At 64.1% G+C, this 16,798-nt stretch carries 10 protein-coding genes; 5 read left to right on the forward strand and 5 right to left on the reverse strand.

Features of this window, described 5'->3' with window-relative positions:
• Nucleotides 1-16: 16 nt before the first annotated feature.
• Both F6X61_RS06350 and F6X61_RS06355 read right to left on the reverse strand, forming a co-directional pair.
• Nucleotides 17-487, reverse strand: coding sequence for a MaoC family dehydratase (locus F6X61_RS06350; RefSeq protein ID WP_110995916.1), 471 nt, complete (start codon nt 485-487; stop codon nt 17-19).
• A gap of 34 nt (nt 488-521) precedes the next feature.
• Nucleotides 522-1,466, reverse strand: a complete 945-nt coding sequence (locus tag F6X61_RS06355) for an alpha/beta hydrolase (protein WP_153785874.1) — start codon at nt 1,464-1,466, stop codon at nt 522-524.
• 202 nt (nt 1,467-1,668) lie between these two features.
• Here F6X61_RS06355 and fadD2 point away from each other — a divergent pair, with 202 nt between their 5' ends.
• Entirely contained in the window at nt 1,669-3,357 is a 1,689-nt protein-coding gene (gene fadD2 / locus F6X61_RS06360) for a long-chain-fatty-acid--CoA ligase FadD2 (RefSeq protein ID WP_153785875.1), read from the forward strand.
• A 341-nt stretch (nt 3,358-3,698) separates the two neighbouring features.
• A complete protein-coding gene (gene fadD1, locus F6X61_RS06365; protein ID WP_153785876.1) occupies nt 3,699-5,396 on the forward strand; it encodes a long-chain-fatty-acid--CoA ligase FadD1 in 1,698 nt (565 codons plus the stop codon).
• 113 nt (nt 5,397-5,509) lie between these two features.
• Here fadD1 and F6X61_RS06370 read toward each other — a convergent pair whose 3' ends face one another.
• The gene (locus F6X61_RS06370) at nt 5,510-6,817 is read right to left on the reverse strand and encodes an FAD-binding oxidoreductase (protein WP_153785877.1); all 1,308 of its coding nucleotides are present in this window, start codon (nt 6,815-6,817) and stop codon (nt 5,510-5,512) included.
• A gap of 26 nt (nt 6,818-6,843) precedes the next feature.
• Nucleotides 6,844-8,208 (reverse strand): glutamine synthetase family protein, encoded by a 1,365-nt coding sequence (locus F6X61_RS06375; RefSeq protein WP_153785878.1) that lies wholly within the window; start codon nt 8,206-8,208, stop codon nt 6,844-6,846.
• A gap of 492 nt (nt 8,209-8,700) precedes the next feature.
• On the opposite strand from F6X61_RS06375, the gene hrpA reads away from it, so the two are divergent.
• On the forward strand, nt 8,701-12,606 hold the full coding sequence (gene hrpA, locus F6X61_RS06380) for an ATP-dependent RNA helicase HrpA (protein ID WP_153785879.1): 3,906 nt from the start codon (nt 8,701-8,703) through the stop codon (nt 12,604-12,606).
• A 217-nt stretch (nt 12,607-12,823) separates the two neighbouring features.
• Nucleotides 12,824-13,945 carry a beta-ketoacyl-ACP synthase III gene (locus tag F6X61_RS06385; RefSeq protein ID WP_153785880.1) on the forward strand — a complete coding sequence of 374 codons (1,122 nt, stop codon included), beginning with the start codon at nt 12,824-12,826 and terminating at the stop codon, nt 13,943-13,945.
• A 189-nt stretch (nt 13,946-14,134) separates the two neighbouring features.
• Here F6X61_RS06385 and F6X61_RS06390 read toward each other — a convergent pair whose 3' ends face one another.
• The gene (locus tag F6X61_RS06390; RefSeq protein ID WP_153785881.1) at nt 14,135-15,379 is read right to left on the reverse strand and encodes a putative porin; all 1,245 of its coding nucleotides are present in this window, start codon (nt 15,377-15,379) and stop codon (nt 14,135-14,137) included.
• Between the two features lie 239 nt (nt 15,380-15,618).
• On the opposite strand from F6X61_RS06390, the gene F6X61_RS06395 reads away from it, so the two are divergent.
• On the forward strand, nt 15,619-16,746 hold the full coding sequence (locus F6X61_RS06395) for a GNAT family N-acetyltransferase (protein WP_153785882.1): 1,128 nt from the start codon (nt 15,619-15,621) through the stop codon (nt 16,744-16,746).
• Nucleotides 16,747-16,798: the final 52 nt, after the last annotated feature.

The following is a 16,798-nucleotide window of genomic DNA, read 5'->3' on the forward strand; positions in this document are numbered from 1 at the left end:
AAAGCCAGCACTGAAATCAGCTTGCGACGAAATTCGGCGGGCTCACCAGTTCGACGGTCTGCTGCTTGCGCGGTGCCAGGATCTCGGCCTCACCCGCGACCACCAGTTCGTCATTCTGGTTGTACACGTTGGTGGCGATGCGCACCTTGAACTTGGGCAGCTTCTCGAGGACTTCCAGGCGCACGGTCAGGGTGTCGCCGATCTTGACCGGCTTCTGGAAGCTCATCTGCTGACCCAGGTAGATGGTGCCGGGGCCGGGCAGGGTGCAGGCCACTGCGGCGCTGATCAGCGCACCGCTGAACATGCCGTGGGCGATGCGTTCGCGGAACATGCTCTTGGCGGCGAACTCGGCGTCCAGGTGCACCGGGTTGTGGTCACCGGACATCGCGGCGAACAGCTGGATGTCGCGTTCTTCCACGGACTTCTTGTACTCAGCTTTCTGGCCGACTTCGAGGGCTTCGTAAGGCGTGTTGCTGACCTGGGTCATCGGGGCTTCCTTGTGGGGCGGGCGAGGGTGCCTATCATTCACTGCGGGCAGGGCGGCCAAGGGCCAGCGCCTGCTCCAGCCAGCCAATGATATCGGCACTGACCTCGTCGCGATGGGTTTCGTTGAGCACTTCGTGCCGTGCGCCAGGGTAGACGCGCAACTGCACGTGGCGGTTGCCGGTCGCGCGCAGGGCGTCGGCCAGAACCGTGAGACGCTTGCCGGCACTCACCGGATCACATTCACCGCCAATGACCAGCACTGGCAGGTTCGGATCGATCTGCGCAAGGTGCTTGGCCTGGCTGATCTGCGTCAGGCCCTGCAGCAGGTCGAGCCACAATTGGTTGCTGCAGCGAAAGCCGCACAGCGGGTCGGCGATGTACTTGTCCACCTCGTCCGGGTCGCGGCTGAGCCAGTCGAAGGCGGTGCGGTTGGGCTTGAACGCCTTGTTGAACGTGCCAAACGACAGCCAGTCGATCAATGCGCTCTTGCCCAGCGGTCCCTGGCGCCAGGCTTCGAACCGGGCGATCAGGCGCGCGCTGCGGTACAGCGCTGCAGGCTGGAAGTTCGAGCCGCTGAGGATCGCCCCCTGCAGGCTGGCGCTGTGGTGCAGCAGGTAGGCCTGGGCGATATAGCTGCCCATGCTGTGGCCAAACAGGAACAGCGGCGTGCCGGGAAACTGCTGGCCAATGTGCTGGGCCAGCAAGCCCAGGTCGTTGAGTACGGCATTCCAGCCATTGTGGCTGGCGAACAGGCCGAGGTGGCCCAGCTCGGCGGTGCGCCCATGGCCACGCAGGTCTGGCGCGAACAGGGCGTAACCGGCGTCATTCAGGGCATGCCCCAGGCGCTGGTAGCGCCCGGCATGCTCGGCCATGCCATGGGCCAGCAACACCACGGCCTTGACCGGCGTGGCCGGCAGCCATTGGTGCACGTAGAGGCTGCAATGCTCGCTGGCGGGCAGCCAGAAGGCGTCATGGGGCATGGCGGGTCCTTGCGCACGGAGTTCGAGGAACAGTGTATGCGCAAAGGCCACAATTGCAGGAAGGGCATAAATAAGATTCACAATGTTAATGGCAGCACTTGGCGTATTTGCCACCTTGGGCCGAACTGCTAACGTCGGCAGAACGCCTTTTTGCCACCTGGCATCAAGGTCAGGGAAGGTCCCGGCAGAGGAACAACAACAAATGCAAGCCGATTTCTGGAACGACAAGCGCCCGGCGGGCGTGCCTTCCACACTGGATCTGACGGCCTATGCGTCCGTCGTCGATGTCTTCGAACGCTCCTGCAAGCGCTTCGCCGACCGCCCGGCGTTCAGCAACCTGGGCGTGACGCTCAGCTATGCAGAGCTCGAACGCCACTCCGCGGCCTTCGCCGCCTGGCTGCAGCAGCATACCGACCTGGTACCGGGCGACCGCATCGCGGTGCAGATGCCCAACATATTGCAGTACCCCATCGCCGTGTTCGGCGCCCTGCGTGCCGGGCTGGTGGTGGTCAACACCAACCCGCTGTACACCGCCCGCGAGATGCGCCACCAGTTCAAGGACTCCGGGGCCCGCGCGCTGGTCTACCTGAACATGTTCGGCAGCCGCGTGCAGGAGGTGTTGCCCGACACCGGCATCGAGTATCTGATCGAGGCGAAGATGGGCGACCTGCTGCCCGCCGCCAAGGGCTGGTTGATCAATACCGTGGTCGACAAGTTGAAGAAGATGGTGCCTGCCTATCAACTGCCCCAGGCGGTGTCGTTCAAGCAGGTGCTGCGCCAGGGGCGCGGGCTGACCCACAAACCGGTGCCGCAAGTGCACGAAGATATCGCCGTGCTGCAGTACACCGGCGGCACCACTGGTCTGGCCAAGGGCGCGATGCTCAGCCACGGCAACCTGGTGGCCAACATGTTGCAGGTATTGGCTTGCTTCGCCCAGCACGGCCCCGACGGTCAGCCGCTGATCAAGGAAGGCCAGGAGGTGATGATCGCGCCGCTGCCGCTGTATCACATCTATGCCTTCACCGCGAACTGCATGTGCATGATGGTCACCGGCAACCACAACGTGCTGATCACCAACCCCCGCGACATCTCAGGTTTCATCAAGGAGCTGGGCAAGTGGCGGTTCTCGGCGCTGTTGGGGCTGAACACTCTGTTCGTCGCCTTGATGGACCACCCTGGCTTCAAGTCGCTGGATTTCTCCGCGCTCAAGGTCACCAACTCCGGCGGTACGGCGCTGGTCAAGGCCACGGCCGAGCGTTGGGAGGCCTTGACCGGCTGTCGCATCGTCGAAGGCTACGGCCTGACCGAGACGTCCCCGGTGGCCAGCACCAACCCTTATGGCCAACTGGCGCGGTTGGGGACGGTGGGCATTCCTGTGGTCGGCACGGCGTTCAAGGTGATCGACGACGAGGGTAACGAGCAGCCGCTGGGCGAGCGCGGCGAGCTGTGCATCAAGGGGCCGCAGGTGATGAAGGGCTACTGGCAGCAACCGGAGGCCACGGCCCAGGCGCTTGATGTCGATGGCTGGTTCAAGACCGGCGACATCGCGATCATCGACCCGGACGGTTTCACCCGTATCGTCGACCGCAAGAAGGACATGATCATCGTTTCGGGTTTCAACGTGTACCCCAACGAAATCGAGGACGTGGTGATGAACCATCCGCAGGTGGCCAGCTGTGCGGTCATCGGCGTGCCGGACGAGCGCTCCGGCGAAGCGGTCAAGCTGTTCGTGGTACCGCGTGACGGGGGGCTCAGCGTCGATGAGCTCAAGGCTTACTGCAAGGCCAACTTCACCGGCTACAAGGTGCCCAAGCACATCGTGCTGCGTGATTCGTTGCCGATGACGCCGGTGGGCAAGATCCTGCGTCGGGAGCTGCGCGACATCGCCTGAGGCTTTGAAGGTCCTGTGGGAGCGGGTTTACCCGCGAAGGCGTAGGCGGGGCCACTGCCAAGTTCGCGGGTGAACCCGCTCCCACAGCGTTAATGGCTCTATTTCGGCATTTTCAGCCGAAATAGCGACACTTTGGCTAAATACTCTAAAAATGACCTGGATAATTCTTTGAGTCATTTTTGTGACCATGAGGCCTATTTCGGCCTCTAGGCGACCCCTGGTAAAGCTGTTACTCTCGGCGCGCTTTCCTAGGATCCGGTTTGCAATGAGCCGGCTTCGCATATCAATAATAAGCGCATCGACGCGTACCGAATTCGCTGTTGCTGAAGGAGCGGGCTTCCATGATCGAACATTTTTGGAAGGATAAGTACCCAGCCGGGGTCACGGCGGACATCAATCCTGACGAATTCCCCAATATCCAGGCGGTTCTCAAGCAATCCTGCCAACGCTTTGCCGACAAACCTGCCTTTAGCAACCTGGGCAAGACCATCACCTACGGCGAACTGTATACGCTGTCCGGCGCCTTTGCCGCCTGGCTGCAGCAGCATACCGACCTGATGCCGGGCGATCGCATCGCTGTTCAACTGCCCAACGTCCTGCAATACCCTGTCGCCGTGTTCGGCGCCATGCGTGCCGGGCTGATCGTGGTCAACACCAACCCGCTGTACACCGCGCGGGAGCTGGAGCACCAGTTCAACGATTCCGGCGCCAAGGCACTGGTGTGCCTGGCCAACATGGCGCACCTGGCCGAGAAGGTGGTGCCCAAGACCCAGGTCAAGCACGTCATTGTCACCGAAGTGGCCGATCTGTTGCCACCGCTCAAGCGCTTGCTGGTCAACAGCGTCATCAAGTACGTGAAAAAGATGGTGCCGGCCTACATCCTGCCCAATGCCGTGCGCTTCAACGATGCGCTGGCCCTGGGCAAGGGCGGCGCGGTGACCGAGGCCAACCCGCAGGCCAACGATGTGGCCGTGCTGCAGTACACCGGTGGCACCACCGGCGTGGCCAAGGGCGCGATGCTCACCCACCGCAACCTGGTCGCCAACATGCTGCAGTGCCGTGCGCTGATGGGCTCGAACCTGCACGAAGGCTGCGAGATCCTCATCACTCCGCTGCCGCTGTACCACATCTACGCCTTCACCTTCCATTGCATGGCCATGATGCTGATCGGTAACCACAACATATTGATCAGCAACCCGCGTGACCTGCCGGCCATGGTCAAGGAGCTGGGCAAGTGGAAGTTCAGCGGCTTCGTCGGCCTGAACACCCTGTTCGTCGCCCTGTGCAACAACGAAACCTTCCGCAACCTGGACTTCTCGGGGCTGAAAATCACCTTGTCCGGTGGCATGGCGCTGCAGCAGAGCGTTGCCGAGCGCTGGAAGACGGTGACCGGCTGCGCCATCTGTGAAGGTTACGGCATGACCGAGACCAGCCCGGTGGCGTCGGTCAACCCGTCCGAGGCCAACCAGGTCGGCACCATTGGCATCCCGGTACCCTCTACCCTGTGCAAGGTCATCGACGACAACGGCCAGGAACTGCCGTTGGGCGAAGTGGGCGAGCTGTGCATCAAGGGCCCGCAGGTGATGAAGGGCTATTGGCAGCGCGAAGAAGCCACGGCTGAAATCCTCGACAGCAATGGCTGGCTCAAGACCGGCGATATCGCCGTGATCCAGCCGGACGGCTACATGCGCATCGTCGACCGCAAGAAGGACATGATCCTGGTCTCGGGTTTCAACGTGTACCCCAACGAACTCGAAGACGTGCTCGCCGCCTTGCCGGGTGTGCTGCAGTGCGCCGCCATCGGCGTGCCGGACGAAAAATCCGGCGAGGTGATCAAGGTGTTCATCGTGGTCAAGCCGGGCATGACCGTCACCAAGGAGCAGGTGATGGAGCATATGCGCGCCAACGTCACCGGCTACAAGGTGCCGCGCTACATCGAATTCCGCGATGCACTTCCGACCACCAACGTCGGCAAGATCCTGCGCCGCGAGCTGCGTGATGAAGAGCTCAAGAAGCAGGGCCTGAAGAAGATCGCCTGATAGCCTTCACCGGCCTCTTCGCGGGTAAACCCGCTCCCACAGGAGTCGCGCCGTCTTCAGAATCGGCGATGAACCTGTGGGAGCGGGTTTACCCGCGAATGGGCCAGTGAAAATCAGCGCAGCTTTTCAAGCATCTGGTAGTACCACATCCCCGCCGCCAACAGCGGATTCCCCAGCAGATCCCCCATCGGCACCTTGATGTGCTTGCACGCCGCAAAGGTGTCGAATTTCTCCAGCGTCCCGGTCAATGCCTCGGCCATGATCTCGCCCATGATGTGGCTGGTGGCGATGCCATGCCCGGAATACCCCTGGCAATACCACACGTTGTCCGACAGCTTGCCCAACTGCGGGATGCGGTTGACCACGATGCCCATGGCGCAGCTCCACTGGAACTCGATCGGCACGCCCTTGAGCGCCGGGAAGGTGCGTTCGATGCACGGGCGCAGTTCGGCCTCGATATCCCGCGAATCACGCCCGGAGTAGTTGGCGCCGCCGCCGAACAGCAGGCGCTTGTCGGCGGTCAGGCGGTAGTAGTCGAGGACGAAGCGGCAGTCGTACACCGCCAGGTCCTGGGGGTTGATCTGCGCGGCCAGGTCGCCCAGTGGCGCGGTGGTGACGATGCCGCCCATGGCCGGGAAAATCTTGCCCTTGAGCTGGCGCTTTTCCAGCTTGTGGTAGACATCGCCGGCCAGCATCACCTGCCGCGCTTCGATCCGGCCGTGGGCGGTGACCACCGCCGGGCGCGGGCCGTGGACGATGTCCAGGACCTCGGAGTTTTCGAAGATCAGTGCGCCCAGGCTGTGTGCCGCGCGGGCCTCGCCCAGGCACAGGTTGAGCGGGTGCAGATGCAGGTTGCGGCGGTTCTTCAGCGCGCCGATATACAGCGGGCTTTGCAGGTGCTCGGCCATGGCGGCGCGGTCGAGCAATTGCACTTGGTCGCCCATGCCGCGGCGCTGGGCCTCGGCCTCGAAGGCGCGCAGTTCGTTCAGGTGCGAAGGCTTCATCGCCGCATGCAGGTGGCCGCGCTTGAGGTCGCAGGCGATGCCATAGCGTTGCACCCGCTGCTCGATGATCTGGTGCCCGCGCCAGCGCAGGTGCCAGATGAAGTCATCCACCTCGGCACCGAGCCGGTCACGCATCTGCGTGCGCATGGCCTCGTCGCCCGACAGGCTGCCGGTGACCTGCCCGCCGTTTCGCCCGCTGGCGCCCCAGCCGATGCGGTTGGTCTCGACGATGGCCACCTTCAGGCCGCGCTCGGCCAGTTCCACCGCGGTGGCCACGCCGGTGAAACCGCCGCCGATGATCGCCACGTCGACCTGCACCGTACCCTTGAGGGTGGGGTATTCGGTCTGGTCGTTGAGGGTGGCGCTGTAGTAGGACGGCGCGCGTTGGGCCGGCCCTTTGTTCACTGCTGCGTTCATGAGTGTTCCTTGTTGTAATTCGTCTGTCAGGCCTGGTGCAGGTACCAGCGCCAGTCCTGCTCGCCCACTTCGGCCATGAACTGGCGGTATTCGGCGCGCTTGACCTTCAGGTACACCCCCAGGAAGGCCTCGCCGAAGGCTTCCCGGGCCCAGGCCGAACGCTCGAGGGCATCGAGGGTGGTGAGCCAGTCGGTGGGCAGGTGCTCGGTGGCCTGGGCATAGCCATTGCCTTGCACCGGTGCGCCCGGGTCGAGCTGCTCACGAATGCCCTGGTGGCTGGCGGCCAGAATCGCTGCGGCGGCCAGGTAGGGGTTGGCGTCGGCGCCGCAGATGCGGTGCTCAACATGCCGGCTGTTGGCCGGGCCGCCCGGCACGCGCAGGCTGACGGTGCGATTGTCGACGCCCCAGGTCGGCGCCAGCGGCGCATAGCTGTTGGCCTGGAAACGGCGGTACGAGTTGGCGTTGGGGCAGAACAGCAGCAGCGATTCGCGCAGGTGGCGCAGCATGCCGGCGACCGCCTGGCGCAGCAGCGGGGTGCCGGCCTTGTCCTCGCTGGCGAACAGGTTGTTGCCGTCGGCATCAGCCAGGCTCAGGTGCATGTGCATGCCGGTGCCGGCCAGTTGGGCGAACGGCTTGGCCATGAAGCAGGCCTGCATGCCGTGGGCGTGGGCGACGCCTTTGACCAGGCGTTTATAGCGCACGGCCTGATCCATCGCCTCCAGCGCATCGCCATGCTCCAGGGTGATTTCGACCTGGCCCGGGGCATATTCGGAGATCGCCGTGCGTGCCGGGATGCCCTGGGCCTTGCAGGCGGCATACAGGTCGGCGAGGAAGGGTTCGATCTGTTCCAGTTCGCGCAGGCCATAGACCTGCGTCGTGCGCGGTCGGCCACCGTCGTTGTCCAGCGCCGGTTGCGGGCGGCCCTGGGCGTCGCGCTGCTGGTCGAGCAGGTAGAACTCCAGCTCGCAGGCCATCACCGGGTAGTAACCGTCGGCCTTGAGTGCATCGATGGTGCGCAGCAGTACGTGACGCGGATCGGCGATGCTGGCTGGCATGCCTTCGCTGGGGTGCATGCTGACCTGCACCGCCGCGGTCGGCACCCGGCGCCAGGGCAGGCGCACCAGGCTGGCGTCCAGCGGGTAGGCGCGGCAGTCGATGTCGCCGACATCCCAGACCAGGCCGGAGTTTTCCACGTCGTCGCCGTTGAGGGTAAGGCCGAGGATGGTGCTCGGCAGCGGGCGACCGGTTTCGAACACCGCCAGCAGTTCATCGCGGTGCAGCAGCTTGCCGCGCGGCACGCCGTTGGCGTCGAGGATGAACAGTTCGATCAGGTCGATATCGGGGTTGTCGGCCAGGAAACGCCTGGCTTGCTCTGCGGGTGCAAAGTGCATGGTGGAATTCGCTCGCGCCCACGGGCGCACAGGACCGCCGTGTAGGTTCGGTCGGTCGTACTGAAAAGGTCGGCAGCGATGCCGCAACGGGTCAGTGAGTGGCGAGCGAGGTGTCTGGTGGGCGCGCGTGGCGGCAATGCCACAGGGCCCAGAAGGCGAGGATGATATGCACCAGCGGATTCTCGCCGGCACGGGCCCTGGCCTTCGGCAGTGAAGGGCGAGGCAGCGGGCGGGCGATGAGCGGGTCGGGGAGCATGCCTTGGATACTCACATGGTGCGTAAGGTTGATTAAAGCAGTGAATGGCGACGTTCAGTTTGTGTTCGGCTAAACATTGATCGCGGGGCAAGCCCGCTCCCACAGGTTCGTGGGAGCGGGCTTGCCCCGCGATAGGGCCTGCACAGACAGCAAAAAACCGGCAAATCTGCGACAATCCCGCCCCTTCGAATGCCGATCATGAATAAGCAGCGCCCGCTGCATCATTAAAAAGCCCCATGACAGACCACGCCATCGACCAACTGCTGAACAACCTCGACCACGCCATGATCGCCGACCGCCATCGCCTGCGCCGGCAACTGCACGAGCTGCGCAAGCGCCCCGACGAGGCCAGGCTTGCGCAGTGGGTGGAGAAGGTCCAGGCCTCCTTTGCCCAGGTCACCGCACGCCAGCAGAGCGTGCCGAGCATCCGTTACGACGACAGCCTGCCGATTGCGGCCAAGCGTGACGAGATCAAGAAGGCCCTGGCCGAACACCAGGTGCTGGTGATCGCCGGCGAGACCGGTTCGGGCAAGACCACCCAGTTGCCGAAGATCTGCCTGGAGCTGGGGCGCGGCAGCCATGGCCTGATCGCCCACACCCAGCCCCGGCGGATCGCCGCGCGCAGCGTGGCGGCGCGGGTTGCCGAAGAACTCGGCACGCCGTTGGGCGCGCTGGTCGGTTACCAGGTGCGCTTCGAGGACCAGAGCGACTCGAACACCCTGGTCAAACTGATGACCGACGGCATCCTGCTGGCCGAGACCCAGCATGACCGCTTCCTCGAGCGCTACGACACGATCATCGTCGACGAGGCCCACGAGCGCAGCCTGAACATCGATTTCCTGCTGGGCTACCTCAAGACCCTGCTGCACCGTCGCCCGGAGCTCAAGCTCATCATCACCTCGGCGACCATCGACCTGGAGCGCTTCTCCAAGCACTTCGACGGCGCACCGATCATCGAGGTGTCCGGGCGCACGTACCCGGTGGATACCTGGTATCGCCCGTTGACCAGCGAGCAGGACGAAGAGGGCAACCAGATCGAGGACGACCTCTCGGTCGACCAGGCGATCCTCGCCACCCTCGACGAGATCGCCCAGCACGAACGCAGCCAGGGCAAGGGCCCGGGCGATGTGCTGGTGTTCCTGCCCGGCGAGCGCGAGATCCGCGATGCCGCCGAGATCCTGCGCAAGGCGCAACTGCGCCATACCGAGATCCTGCCGCTGTATGCACGCCTGTCGCCGGCCGAGCAACAGCGGATCTTCCAGTCCCACAGCGGGCGCCGTGTCGTGTTGGCGACCAACGTTGCCGAAACCTCGCTGACGGTGCCGGGCATCCGCTATGTCATCGACAGCGGCACCGCGCGCATCAGCCGCTACAGCTACCGGGCCAAGGTCCAGCGCCTGCCGATCGAGGCGGTGTCGCAGGCCAGCGCCAACCAGCGTAAAGGCCGTTGCGGCCGGGTCGAGCCGGGTATCTGCATCCGCCTGTACAGCGAGGAGGACTTCAACGGCCGGCCGGCGTTCACCGACCCGGAGATCCTGCGTACCAACCTGGCGGCGGTGATCCTGCAGATGTTGCACCTGCGCCTGGGTGCCATCGACGCGTTCCCGTTCATCGAGCCGCCGGATGGCAAGGCCATCAGCGATGGCTTCAACCTGTTGCAGGAGCTGTCGGCGGTCAATCGCGAGAACCAGCTCACGCCGCTGGGCCGCCAGCTGGCGCGCCTGCCGATCGACCCGCGGCTGGGCCGCATGCTGCTTGAAGGCGCTCGCCTGGGCAGCCTGCAAGAGGTGTTGATCGTTGCCAGTGCGCTGTCGGTGCAGGACCCGCGTGAGCGCCCGCCGGAGCGCCAGCAGGCTGCCGACCAGGCCCATGCCCAGTGGAAGGACGTCGATTCCGACTTCGCCGCCCTGGTCAACCTGTGGCGCGGTTTCGAGGAGCAGCGCCAGGCGCTGACCGCCAACCCGCTGCGCAACTGGTGCCGGAAGCACTTCCTCAACTACCTGCGCCTGCGCGAGTGGCGCGATGCCCATCGTCAGCTGGCGCTGATCTGCCGCGACCTGCAGCTTACGGTGAACAAAGAGCCGTGCGATTACCCGCGCATGCACAAGGCGATCCTCAGCGGCCTGCTCAGCCAGATCGGCCACAAGGCCGAAGAGGGCGATTACCAGGGCGCGCGTCAGCGCCGTTTCTGGATTCATCCCTCGTCCGGCATCGGCCGCAAGCGCCCGCAGTGGGTGATGGCCGCCGAACTGGTGGAAACCACCAAGCTGTACGCGCGCATGGTGGCCAAGATCGAGCCGGACTGGATCGAACCGCTGGCCACCCACCTGATCAAGAAGAACCACTTCGAGCCCCATTGGGAGAAGAAGCGCGGGCAGGTGGTGGCTTACGAGCAGATCACCCTGTACGGGCTGATCGTGGTCGGACGCCGGCCGGTGCACTTTGGCCCGATCGACCCGGTCACGTCACGGGAGCTGTTCATCCGCGAGGGGCTGGTCGGCGGCGAGATCCAGTCGCGGGCCAAGTGCCTGGCGGCCAACAAGCGCCTGCTCGAGCAGCTCGACGAGCTGGAAGCCAAGGCGCGCCGGCGCGATATCCTGGCCGATGAAGAGACGCTGTACGCCTTCTACGAGGCGCGCCTGCCGCAAGAGATTCACCAGACCGCGACCTTCGACGCCTGGTACCGGATGACCAGCCAGAAGGATGCCAACCTGCTGATCATGCGCGAGGAAGACGTGCTGGCCCGCGAGGCCAGCGAGGTGACCGCCGCGCAGTACCCGGACCATCTGCAGGTGGGCGAGCTGCGCCTGTCGCTGAGCTATCACTTCGAGCCCAACCACCCGCGCGATGGTGTGACCGTGCGGGTGCCGGCGCCGCTGCTGCCGAGTCTGCCGGGCGAACGCCTGGAATGGCTGGTGCCGGGGCTGATCGAGGCCAAGTGCATTGCCCTGGTGCGCAACCTGCCCAAGGCCTTGCGCAAGAACTTCGTGCCGGTGCCGGACTTCGTCAAGGCGGCGCTGTCGCGCATGGCCTTCGGCCAGGGCGGCCTGCCGCAGGCGCTGGGGCAGGAACTGCTGCGCATGACCGGGGCACGGGTGTCCGATGAAGCCTGGGCGGAAGCCGCCGGGCTGGTGGAAGGCCACCTGCGCATGAACATCGAAGTGGTCGACGCCGCGGGCAAGTTCCTCGGTGAGGGCCGTGACCTGGCCGAGCTGACCGCGCGCTTCGCCGCCGCCAGCCAGGCGGCGTTGGCCCTGCCGCGCAACGAGAAGGCCGAGCAGCCGGTGCAGGCCAAGGCATTCACTCAGGTGGCGCAGACCGCCCAGCAGAAGATTGCCGGGCTGTCGATGACCGTCTACCCGGCGCTGGTCGAGGACAATGGCAGCGTGCGCGAGGGGCGTTTCTCCACCCAGGCCGAAGCCGAGTTCCAGCACCGTCGCGCACTGCAGCGCCTGCTGCTGCAGCAACTGGCCGAGCCGGCCAAGTTCCTGCGCGGCAAGCTGCCGGGGCTGACCGAACTGGGCTTGCTGTACCGCGAGCTGGGGCGGGTCGAGGCGTTGGTCGAGGACATCCTGCTGGCCAGCCTCGACAGTTGCATCCTCGAGGGCGAAGAGCCCTTGCCCCGCGATGGTGCTGGCCTGGCGTCGCTGGCCGAGCGCAAGCGCGGCAGCTGGATCGAGCATGCCGAACGCCTTGCACGCCTGACCCTTGAGGTGCTGAAGCTGTGGCATGGCCTGCAGAAGCGCTTCAAGGGCAAGATCGACCTGAGCCAGGCGGTGGCGCTGAACGACATCAAGCAGCAACTGGCCAACCTGGTTTATCCGGGGTTTGTGCGCGAGACGCCGGGTATCTGGCTCAAGGAACTGCCGCGTTATCTCAAGGCGGTGGAACTGCGTCTGGAGAAGCTGGGGTCGCAGGTGCAGAAGGACCGGGTATGGAGCGGCGAACTGGCCAATTGCTGGGCCCAGTACAAGGCCCGGGCCGACAAGCATGCCCAGGAGGGCAAGCGTGACGAGCAGTTGCTGATGTATCGCTGGCTGCTGGAGGAGTACCGGGTGTCGCTGTTCGCCCAGCAGTTGGGAACGAAAGTGCCGGTTTCCGACAAGCGACTGAGCAAGCAGTGGAGTCAGGTGGAAGCCTAACCGTTGCAAGTTGTGGCAAACTTGCTGGAATTTGCGGCCGCTGTGCGGCCGTTCGCGGGTAAACCCGCTCCCACAGGGAAATGCAATCGCTGTGGGAGCGGGTTTACCCGCGAACGAGGGCGCTGCCCTCGCCTGTAAATTGGTACCAAGGTGCCATTATGTTGCCCTTTTCCCGGCCTGCGCCGCATGGCGATGGCCTTTGACCAGAGGAACGACCGTGCACAACGTCGTGATCAGCGGCACCGGCCTGTATACCCCGGCCCAGAGCATTTCCAACGAAGAACTGGTGGAGTCCTTCAACACCTGGTCGCAGCAGTTCAACCAGGACAACGCCGCAGCCATCGAGCGCGGCGAAATCGAGGCCGCGCCGTTGTCCGATGCCGCCTTCATCGAGAAGGCCTCGGGCATCAAGAGCCGCTTCGTGATGGACAAGGCCGGCATCCTCGACCCGCAGCGCATGAAGCCGCGCCTGGCTGAGCGCAGCAACGACGAACCCTCGGTGCTTTGCGAAATGGCCGTGGCTGCCGCCCGCCAGGCACTGGAGCGCGCTGGTCGCACTGCCGCCGATGTCGACGGCGTGATCGTCGCCTGTTCCAACCTGCAGCGCCCGTACCCGGCCATCGCCATCGAAGTGCAGCAGGCACTGGGCATCCAGGGCTTCGCCTTCGACATGAACGTGGCCTGCTCCTCGGCCACTTTCGGCATCCAGACCGCCGCCAACAGCGTGCAACTGGGCCAGGCGCGTGCGGTGCTGATGGTCAACCCAGAGGTGTGCACTGGTCACCTGAACTTCCGTGACCGTGACAGCCACTTCATCTTCGGTGACGCCGCCACTGCCGTGCTGATCGAGCGTGCCGACCAGGCCACCTCGAAGCACCAGTTCGACATCGTCAGCAGCAAGCTGTGGACCGAGTTCTCCAACAACATCCGCAACAACTTCGGTTTCCTCAACCGTGCGGCGGAGGAGGGCGAGGGCGCAGCGGACAAACTGTTCATCCAGGAAGGCCGCAAGGTGTTCCGTGAGGTGTGCCCGAAGGTGGCCGAGATCGTTGGCCTGCACCTGGAAGAGAACGGTCTGCAGCCGAACGACGTCAAGCGCTTCTGGCTGCACCAGGCCAACCTGAGCATGAACCACCTGATCGTCAAGAAGCTGCTGGGGCGTGAGGTGGCCGAGGAAGAGGCTCCGGTGATTCTGGACCGTTATGCCAACACCAGTTCGGCGGGCTCGGTGATCGCCTTCCATCTGTACCAGGATGACTTGGCTGCGGGTTCGCTGGGGGTGCTGAGTTCGTTTGGCGCGGGGTATTCGATTGGTAGCGTGATTCTGCGCAAACGCTGATGCTTGCCTGAAACTTTGTGGGAGCGGGCTTGCCCCGCGATTGCGTCTTCAGCCCTACCTCTGTGCCGAGGCTGATAACGCAATCGCGGGGCAAGCCCGCTCCCACGTTTCCAGCAGGCAAAAAAGGCAGGAAATGCTGGATGGGGTCAGCATTTCCCGCCTCAGAGTGAAACGAAAGGAGCGTGTCGCTTAGAACTTGGCTTCCAGGTCCACCTGCAGCGTGTCTACGTCAGCATCGCTGTTCGGCAGGTTGGAGTAGTCGGTCTTGGCCATCATGTAGGCCGCGCCGAGGGCGAAGTTCTTGTCGATCTCGTAGCCGACCTTGAACTTGTGGCCACGCGAACCGGTGAAGCCGTTGCCGAAGTCGGAGTCGGTGAACAGGCTGACCACGGCGTTACGCTGCACGTCGCGGTAGTTGTAGTCCAGGCTCCAGGCACCCACCTTGGTTTTCAGACCGGCCAGCCAGGCCTTGTCCTTGCCGTCGGTGCTTTCGGTGTTCTTGACGAACTGGCCGTAGGCCGACAGCGGGATGGCGAAGCCGGTGAAGTCCAGCTGACCGAAACCTTCCGCCAGGTTGAACTCGTTGGTGGTGTTGCCCAGCGAGCGCAGTGCCGCCGACTTCTTGTCGTTGTCGTAGCCGTAGATGCTGCCGCCAACGGTCAGCTTGAGGGTATCGGCCGCATTGAACTTGGCGCCCAATTGACCGTGGTACAACTGAGCGTCGTGCTTGAACTGCACGCCGTCGCCGTCGACGTTGTCCTTCAGGTTGTAATGACCGGCGCTGCCGAACAGTTCGGCGCCGCCCAGGTTGGTCTTGTAGGTGACGGCCAGGCCTTCGGGGTTGATGTCGCTGTCCCAGATGATGTCGCCCATGCTGACCCAAGGCTGCAGCATCTTGCCGCCGATCAGGTGCAGGTTCGGCACTGCGGTGGGGTGCCAGTCGAGGTAGGCCAGGTCGACCCACAGCGATTTCTTCTCGAAGTAGTTGTCCAGGCTCTGGTTGGTCGAGCGGGCATCGGCGCTGCTGCCGGTGGCCACACGCACGCCGGCGTCGACCTGCGGGTTGATCTCGCTGTAGAAGCCGACACGGGCACGGACGCGCTCACGGTCCTGGTTGCCACTGCGGGCGATCGGGTTGTCGACGTTGACGTCTTCGTAACGCAGGCGCACATCACCCTTGATCTGGGTCTTGGCGGCCCATGCCACTTTTTGTTCAAAGGAGCTCATACGTTCGGACTGAGCTTTCTGGTCGGCCTTTTCCTTGGTTTCTTTTGCCAGGTCGCCCTGCAGTTCGTTGTACTGCGCCTGGTTGATCGAACCATTGGCGCGGAGCATTTCGAGCAGCTTGGCGTCGACAGCAGCACTGGCTGGAGTACTCAGAGCCAGCATCATGCCGGTGAGGCTCACTCCAGTAAGTGTAGAAACAAGACGCATAAGGTTCTCCCTGTTGAATAAAGTGGGGAGGCTCACGCGGCCGCCCCCGAGTTGGCATGTCTTCGGAAAGGGCCTGACTAGACAGGTTCTGGGCATCCGAAAAACAGGCGCCAGTATTGCGGGGGGGAATGACAGAATAATGTCCAATTGGTGGCACTGCTGTTAAGTGAACAGCAGTTCAATTGAGTGTCGCGGTTGTATTGGCAATACTGCCCACTTCAATTCAACGAGTCGCAATCGTGATCAGCCTTCACAGCCTTGCCCATCTGCGCGACCTGCCGGCGACCACCTGGGATGCCCTGGTGCCCGATGGCCAACCCTTCCTGCGCCACGCCTTCCTCTGTGCCATGGAAGACAGCGGCAGTGTCGCGCCCGGCAACGGCTGGGCCGCCGAACACCTGGTGCTGGAGCGCGACGGTGAGGTGCGGGCGCTGCTGCCGGCCTATCGCAAATGGCATTCGTTCGGCGAGTACGTGTTCGACCATGGTTGGGCCGACGCCTGCGAGCGTGCCGGCATCGCCTACTACCCCAAGCTGCTCGGCGCCGTGCCGTTCAGCCCGGTAAGCGGGCCGCGCCTGCTCAGTGCCGACCCGGCCGATGGCCTGCTTTTGCTGCAGGCGATGCCGGAGTACCTGGGCAAGGGCGGATTGTCAGGGGCGCATATCAACTTCACTGATGCTGCGTTGGACGAGGCCATCGCTGATCTGCCGGGCTGGATGGAGCGCCTGGGGTGCCAATTCCACTGGCGCAACCGAGGCTACCGGGATTTCCAGGACTTCCTCGACACGCTCAGCTCGCGCAAGCGCAAGCAGATGCGCAAGGAGCGCGAGCAGGTGGCGGCGCATGGCATCGAGTTCGAGTGGTATCGGGGCGATCAACTGAGCGAGGCGCAGTGGGACTTCGTCTACTTGTGCTATGCCAACACCTACACCGTGCGCCGCCGTTCACCCTACCTGACCCGCGAATTCTTCAGCCTGATTGCCGCGGGCATGCCCGAGGCGATCCGGGTGGTGATTGCCCGACAGAATGGCCGCGAGGTGGCCATGGCCTTGAGCCTGGTGGGGGGCGACAGCCTCTACGGCCGTTACTGGGGTTGCCTGGACGAGTTCGACCGCCTGCATTTCGAGACCTGTTTCTACCAGGGCATGGACTTTGCCATGGCCGAAGGGCTGCAGCGTTTCGATGCCGGGGCGCAGGGTGAGCACAAGCTGATTCGAGGGTTCGAGCCGGTGATCACGCGGTCGTGGCACTACTTGCTGCATCCGGGGTTGCGGCGGGCGGTGGGGGATTTCCTGTTGCAGGAGCGGGCCGGGGTGCGGGCCTATGCCGAGGAAGCGCGGGGGATGTTGCCGTATCGTCAGGCATGAAGATCAAGGGGGCGTGGGAACAGCGTGGGAGCGGGCTTGCCCCGCGATGGCG

Source organism: Pseudomonas sp. EMN2 (genome assembly GCF_009650555.1).
GTDB lineage: Bacteria > Pseudomonadota > Gammaproteobacteria > Pseudomonadales > Pseudomonadaceae > Aquipseudomonas > Aquipseudomonas sichuanensis.